Source organism: uncultured Brevundimonas sp., from assembly GCF_937870815.1.
Classification (GTDB): domain Bacteria; phylum Pseudomonadota; class Alphaproteobacteria; order Caulobacterales; family Caulobacteraceae; genus Brevundimonas.
This window is the reverse complement of the sequence record NZ_CALMZS010000061.1, coordinates 1-5,852: the sequence shown is the minus strand read 5'-3', so window position 1 is coordinate 5,852 and position 5,852 is coordinate 1. Positions and strand designations below refer to the sequence as shown.

Below are 5,852 nucleotides of genomic sequence, written 5' to 3'. Positions count from 1 at the left end.
ATCGTCGCCATCAACAAGGACGCCGACGCCCCGATCTTCCAGGTCGCCGACTTCGGCTGGGTCGCCGACTACAGGACCGCCGTGCCGGAGCTGATGAAGGCGCTCGGCTGAGGCGGTGAAGCTGCCGAGAGGCGAGGATGCGATCATTCCTCCGGGAAAGGTCGAAGCCTATTGCCTCGATGTGACGCACCGCATCGGCGGGCCGAAGGCGCGCGTGTTCTCCGCTGCCCTGGGCCTGACCGCGCGCGACGCCGATCTGCTCAAGGACGCTCTGATCGCGGCCGCGCGGGTGCAGGACGCCGCCTTGGTCCGGCGCGATCGTTACGGCGACCACTATCGAATCGACTTCCGATTCGGCCACGCGGGCCGTGAGCGAACCGTGCGCAGTGGCTGGACGATCCGCGAGGCTGGCGGTCCGCCTTATCTGACCACCGCTTTCGTGCTATCTTTCTCCCATGATTGAGGAACTGGACGTCGTCGCCCTGAAGCGTGAACGCGCTGATCTCGGCCTGAAGGCTGGGGACGAGGGCGCCGTCGTGCTGGTGTACGGCGACGAGGCCTGTGAGGTCGAGTTCGTCAATCCCGACGGGAGCACCCGTGTCATGACCGCCCTTCCGGTCGACGAGATCGAGGTGGTCTGGCGCATCGCCGACCATCGGACCGGCAAGGCGGACCGGCGCGCCGCTGGCTAGGCCTTGGTCAAGGCGGATCGAGACGGGCGCGGCGCCTTCGGGCCCGCGCCCTCCTGGTCACACGCTTGCGCCCAGGGTGACCAGGAGTTCGTCCAGCTGTTCGAACTGTTCGGGCATCCCTTCCTCCGCCCCGTGGCCGGCGTCGAGGGCTTCCTTCGAGGGGTAGAGTTCGTGGAGGGTCAGGAGCGTCTTGCCGTCCCTTTCTTCGAAGGTCACCGTGGTCACGGCGCCGTCTTCGCCTTCCTCATTCGTCCAGACCAGGCGCGAGGGCGGCAGCACTTCGAGGTATTTGCCGACGAACGCCATCGACTCCGAGGCGTCGTGCCCGAACTCCAAGCGGTAGCCGCCCCCGACACGAACGTCCATCTCGCAGGACAGCAGGGGCACGCCGATCGACTTCGGCGCCCACCACCGCTTCATCAGCTCGGGCTTCGTCCACGCCTCGAACACGATGCGCGGCGGGGCGTTGAAGGTTCGCGTGACGACGAGCTCGCGCTCTGACTTCCGTTCTATCGTCGTGGGGTTAGTCATCGCTTGTTTCCTTGCGTTTGAGGTCCTCGATAACCCCGTCCAACACGTCGAAGCGTGCGGTCCAGAGCTGGCGGTAGGTCTCGATCCAGGCGGCTTCTTCCTCGAGCCTGCGCAGGCCCAGCCGGCAGGTCCGCACGCGCCCGACCTTCTGCGTCGTGACGAACCCGGCCTGCTCCAGGACGCCGACATGCTTCTTCATCCCCGTGAGGGTCATGTGGAATTTGTCGGCAAGCTCCGTGATCGAAGCGTCCGACCGGCCGAGCTGCTCCAGAACGCCGCGTCGGGTGGCGTCCGAGAGCGCGGAGAAGGAGTCATTGAGGCGATCTGTAGAATGCTGAACCATATGGTATAGTGTTAGCGCGCGGATCGGCGTCAGGCAAGGGGGCGAGGAATGCAAAGCCGCCGTTGAATTTCCGCCTCCCCTCTGCTTTCCCGTCGCCCATGGCTAATCTCCCCGTCCGCCTCACACCCGGCGCCGCCGCCGACCGCGTCGACGGCTGGGATGTGGACGCCGAAGGGCGACCCGTCCTAAAGGTCCGGGTCCGCGCCCGCCCGGTCGAGGGCGAGGCCAACGCCGCCCTGCTGAAGCTGATGGCCAAGACCCTCGGCGTGCCGAAATCGGCGGTGTCGCTCGACCGTGGCGGCCAGTCGCGCACCAAGATGATCCGCATCGACGGCCTGTCGCTCGACGACCTGAAGGGCCGCCTTACCGGTTTGTAATGTTTCCACCCTTGTCGCCGTGCGGGGGAAGCCTTTGTAATCCCCCCGACCGGCGCCGAGGGCGCATCAGGGGACTGCTTCAATGAGACTTCAACGCCTGCGGGGCGCCGGCCTCGCCGCCCTGGCCTGCGCGGCCCTGACGGCCTGCGCCACCACCGGAAGCGACGATTCGAACGGAGACGGCGACAAGGCCCGGGGCCCCCTGGCCGCCGGCCTCGACGCGGCCGCCAACCCCGACCCCTTCCCCTCGACCTATCGCGGCCTGCCGCGCGACAACCTGGCCGTCGTCGGCGGCACGGTGTTCGACGGAGCCGGCCGGCGCATCGATGACGGCGTGGTCGTGGTCACCGACGGCCGCGTCGCCGCGGTCGGCGGGGCGGAAACCCCGATCCCGGCCGGCCACCGCCGCGTCGACGCCAGCGGACGCTTCGTCACCCCCGGCGTCATCGACACTCACAGCCACCTCGGCGTCTATCCCTCGCCCGGCGTCCAGGGCATGAGCGACGGCAATGAGGCCACCAATCCGAACACCGCCCAGGTCTGGGCCGAGCATTCGCTGTGGCCCCAGGACCCCGGCTTCAACGCCGCCCGCGCCGGCGGCGTCACCACCCTCCAGATCCTGCCCGGCTCGGCCAATCTGTTCGGCGGCCGCGGCGTCACCGTCCGCAACATCCCCTCGGTGACCATGCAGGGCATGAAGATGCCCGGCGCCCCCTATGGGCTGAAGATGGCCTGCGGCGAGAATCCGTCGCGCGTCTACGGCGCCCGCAACAGCTCGCCGGCCACCGGCATGGGCAATGTCGCCGGCTATCGCGCCGCCTTCATCGCCGCGCGCGAATACAAGGCCAAATGGGACAGGTGGCGCGAGGACGGCGAGGGCTCGCCGCCGACCCGCGACCTCCAGCTCGACACCCTGGTCGGGGTGCTGGACGGCTCGGTGCTGGTCCAGAACCACTGCTACCGCGCCGACGAGATGGCGGTGATGATCGATATCGCCAAGGAATTCGGCTACCGCATCACCGCCTTCCACCACGCCATCGAGGCCTATAAGGTCGCGCCCCTGCTGGCCCGCGAGGGCATCTGCGCCGACATGTGGACCGGATGGTGGGGCTTCAAGATGGAGGCCCTCGACGGCGTCGAGGCCAACGCCGCCCTCGTCGACGCGCCGCCCGGCTCCTGCGCCGTGATCCACTCCGACGACGCCGAACTGACCCAGCGTCTCAACCAGGAGGCCGCCGCCGCCCTCGCCGCCGGCCGCCGCATCGGCATGGACATCCCGGAAGAGCGGGCGATCAGCTGGATCACCCTCAACCCGGCCCGGTCGCTCGGCATCGCCGACCAGACCGGCTCGCTCGAGGCCGGCAAGCGCGCCGACGTGGTCATCTGGAGCGCCAATCCGTTCAGCGTCTACGCCCGCGCCGACCAGGTCTTCATCGACGGCGGCCTCGCCTTCGACCGCTTCGACCCGGCCTATCAGCCGGTCTCCGACTTCGAACTGGGCCAGCCCGGCTACGGCCTGTCCGCCGCCTCCGTTCCGCAGGGAGCCCGCTGATGCGCCTCAGGACCGTCATCCTCGCCGCCGCCTCGGCGGCCGTCCTCGCCTCGCCGGCCCTCGCCCAGGACACGCCTCAACCAGCGCGAAGCGCGGCAGGCGCCGAAACCGTCGCCATCACCGGCGGCCGGGTCCTGACCGGAACCTCGGTGATCCAGAACGGCACGGTGGTGATCCAGAACGGCCGCGTCGTCTCGGTCGGGACCGGCGCCGCCCCCGCGGGGGCCCGGATCATCGACGCCCGCGGCAAGGTGGTGACCCCCGGCCTCGTCGCCGTCGATTCCGGTCTCGGCGGCTCGGAAGTCTCGTCGGTCGCCGGCTCGGGCGACCTGGCCAACGCCGCCAATTCCATCAGCGCCTCATTCGATGTCAGCTACGGCCTCGACCCCTGGTCCTTCACCCTGCCGGTGGCGCGGCTGGGCGGCATCACCCGCGCCGTCGTCGTGCCCAGCCATGCGGGCGGCGGCGGCGGCCGCGCCCACGACGACAGCGACTTCGCCGGCGTCGGCGACGGCGGCTATCAGTCGCCGGGCCTGTTCGCGGGCCAGGCGGCGATCATCCACCTGGCGGCCGGGACCGACATCCTGGTCAGGCCGCGCGTGGCCATGGTCGCCCCGTTCGGCGAGGCCGGGGCCGGCATCGTGGGCGGCGCCCGCGGGGCCCAGTTCACCCAGTTCAAGGAGACCCTGGCCGAGGTCCGCCTCTATGCCCGCAACCGCGCCGCCTATGACCGCGCCGGCCTGCGCGACCTGTCGCTGTCGCGCGCCGATCTCGAGGCCCTGATCCCGGTCGCCGACGGCTCCATGCCGCTGATCGTCACGGTCCACCGCGCCGCCGACATCCAGCAGGTGCTGCGCCTGGCGCGCGAGGAGGGGGTGAAGGTCATCCTCGACGGGGCCGAGGAGGGCTGGCTGGTCGCCGGCCAGATCGCCGCGGCGAACACGCCGGTGCTGCTGAATCCGGTCTCCAACCTGCCGGGCAGCCTCGAGACCCGGGCGGCGCGGATGGAGAACGCCGCGGCGCTGGACGCCGCCGGGGTGCTGATCGCCATCAAGGGCAACGAAGGCTCGATCCACCGCGCCCGCGAGACCCGCTACAACGCCGGCAACGCCGTCTCGCACGGCCTGCCCTATGAATCGGCGATCGAGGCGATCACGGTCAATCCGGCCCGCATCTTCGGCATGGCCGGCCAGTTCGGCGAGCTGCGCCCCGGCGCCGCCGCCGACGTGGTGATCTGGTCCGGCGACCCGCTGGAGCCGCTCAGCGACGCCGAGACCATCTTCATCGGCGGCGCCGAACAGGTCCCGACCAGCCGCCAGTTCCTGCTCCGCGACCGCTACGCCGGCGGCGGCGAAGGCCCCATGCCCCCGGCCTACGGGCGGTAGGGCGACCCGTCTCCTCCCCGTCGCGCAGCGATCGGGCGGGGGATCATTCGCAGCTGCAGGCGAAGGATGATGGAGGGGCGGATGAGGGGCGCACTGCGCCTCGACGACGGTCGCCGCCGGCTGGTTCGTCACGACGACCACGGCGAAGGCACGACGGACACGACGGGGGCGAGCCCGCACCGGCCCTCCGCGGGCCCTCGCCCCGCCATCGATATCCCGCCATCGATATATTGCGTCTCCCGGTCGTGTCCCTGGACGTGGTGTAACTCGCCGGTGGTAGCAGCGCCGCTCGCGAAGCGCGCCCATCACGGGGCGCCGTAGCGAGTGAGCGGCGCTGCGGTGGTCATCCGCGGTTCTTCGGTAGGGTCGGGTTTGCGAATGCAACCCCAACCAAGGAACCGAAGATGACCGACGACATGATGACCTTAAGGGCGCTGATGGAGAAGAGCCCGGACGCCGGCTTCTTGCGCGAGATGATCGGCTATGGCGCCCGGCGCCTGATGGAGCTGGAGGTGGGCGGCCTGACCGGGGCGGCGCACGGCGAGAAGAAACCCGGAGCGGCTGGTCCAGCGCAACGGCTACCGCGAGCGCGACTGGGAGACCCGCGCCGGGACGGTGGAACTGCGTATCCCCAGGCTGCGCAAGGGCAGCTATTTCCCCTTCTTTCTGGAGCCTCGGCGGCTGGCGGAGAAGGCGCTGACGGCGGTTGTCCAGGAGGCCTACATCCAGGGCATCTCGACGCGCTCCGTCGATGACCTGGTCCAGGCCATGGGCATGAGCGGGATCTCCAGGAGCCAGGTCAGCCGGCTGTGCGAAGAGATCGACGTTCGCGTGAAAGCCTTCCTCGACCGGCCGATCGAGGGCGACTGGCCGTATCTGTGGATCGACGCCACCCCCGCCTTCGCGGGGGCAGGCTCTACATCAAGGTCCGCCAGAACGGCCGTATCGTCTCGGTGGCCGTCATCGTCGCGG

The 5,852-nt window shown here is 69.9% G+C and carries 7 protein-coding genes and 2 pseudogenes; 7 read left to right on the top strand and 2 right to left on the bottom strand.

Annotated elements, in window-relative coordinates; genetic code table 11:
• From Q0588_RS03920 to Q0588_RS03910, 3 genes and pseudogenes are all read left to right on the top strand, one after another.
• Window positions 1-111 (top strand): annotated as a pseudogene (locus tag Q0588_RS03920) (electron transfer flavoprotein subunit alpha/FixB family protein); the annotation flags it as partial.
• 4 nt (window positions 112-115) lie between these two features.
• Window positions 116-463: a DUF6883 domain-containing protein gene (locus Q0588_RS03915; RefSeq protein WP_298743964.1), complete on the top strand. Its 348-nt coding sequence runs from the start codon at window positions 116-118 to the stop codon at window positions 461-463.
• Complete coding sequence (locus tag Q0588_RS03910) at window positions 456-692, top strand: DUF4926 domain-containing protein (RefSeq protein WP_298743962.1); 237 nt, start codon at window positions 456-458, stop codon at window positions 690-692. The genes Q0588_RS03915 and Q0588_RS03910 overlap by 8 nt, the downstream gene beginning before the upstream one ends.
• A gap of 57 nt (window positions 693-749) precedes the next feature.
• On the opposite strand, the gene Q0588_RS03905 is transcribed toward Q0588_RS03910, so the two are convergent.
• Both Q0588_RS03905 and Q0588_RS03900 read right to left on the bottom strand, forming a co-directional pair.
• Window positions 750-1,223, bottom strand: a complete 474-nt coding sequence (locus Q0588_RS03905; protein ID WP_298743960.1) for an SRPBCC family protein — start codon at window positions 1,221-1,223, stop codon at window positions 750-752.
• A complete protein-coding gene (locus Q0588_RS03900; protein WP_298743957.1) occupies window positions 1,216-1,566 on the bottom strand; it encodes a metalloregulator ArsR/SmtB family transcription factor in 351 nt (116 codons plus the stop codon). Before Q0588_RS03900 ends, Q0588_RS03905 begins: the two co-directional genes overlap by 8 nt.
• A 98-nt stretch (window positions 1,567-1,664) precedes the next feature.
• Here Q0588_RS03900 and Q0588_RS03895 point away from each other — a divergent pair, with 98 nt between their 5' ends.
• The 4 genes and pseudogenes from Q0588_RS03895 to Q0588_RS03880 form a co-directional block, all read left to right on the top strand.
• Entirely contained in the window at window positions 1,665-1,943 is a 279-nt protein-coding gene (locus Q0588_RS03895; protein ID WP_298743955.1) for a DUF167 domain-containing protein, read from the top strand.
• Between the two features lie 82 nt (window positions 1,944-2,025).
• A complete protein-coding gene (locus tag Q0588_RS03890) occupies window positions 2,026-3,495 on the top strand; it encodes an amidohydrolase (RefSeq protein ID WP_298743953.1) in 1,470 nt (489 codons plus the stop codon).
• Complete coding sequence (locus Q0588_RS03885) at window positions 3,495-4,880, top strand: amidohydrolase family protein (RefSeq protein ID WP_298743951.1); 1,386 nt, start codon at window positions 3,495-3,497, stop codon at window positions 4,878-4,880. The genes Q0588_RS03890 and Q0588_RS03885 overlap by 1 nt, the downstream gene beginning before the upstream one ends.
• 404 nt (window positions 4,881-5,284) lie before the next feature.
• A pseudogene (locus Q0588_RS03880) lies at window positions 5,285-5,852 on the top strand (transposase); the annotation flags it as partial.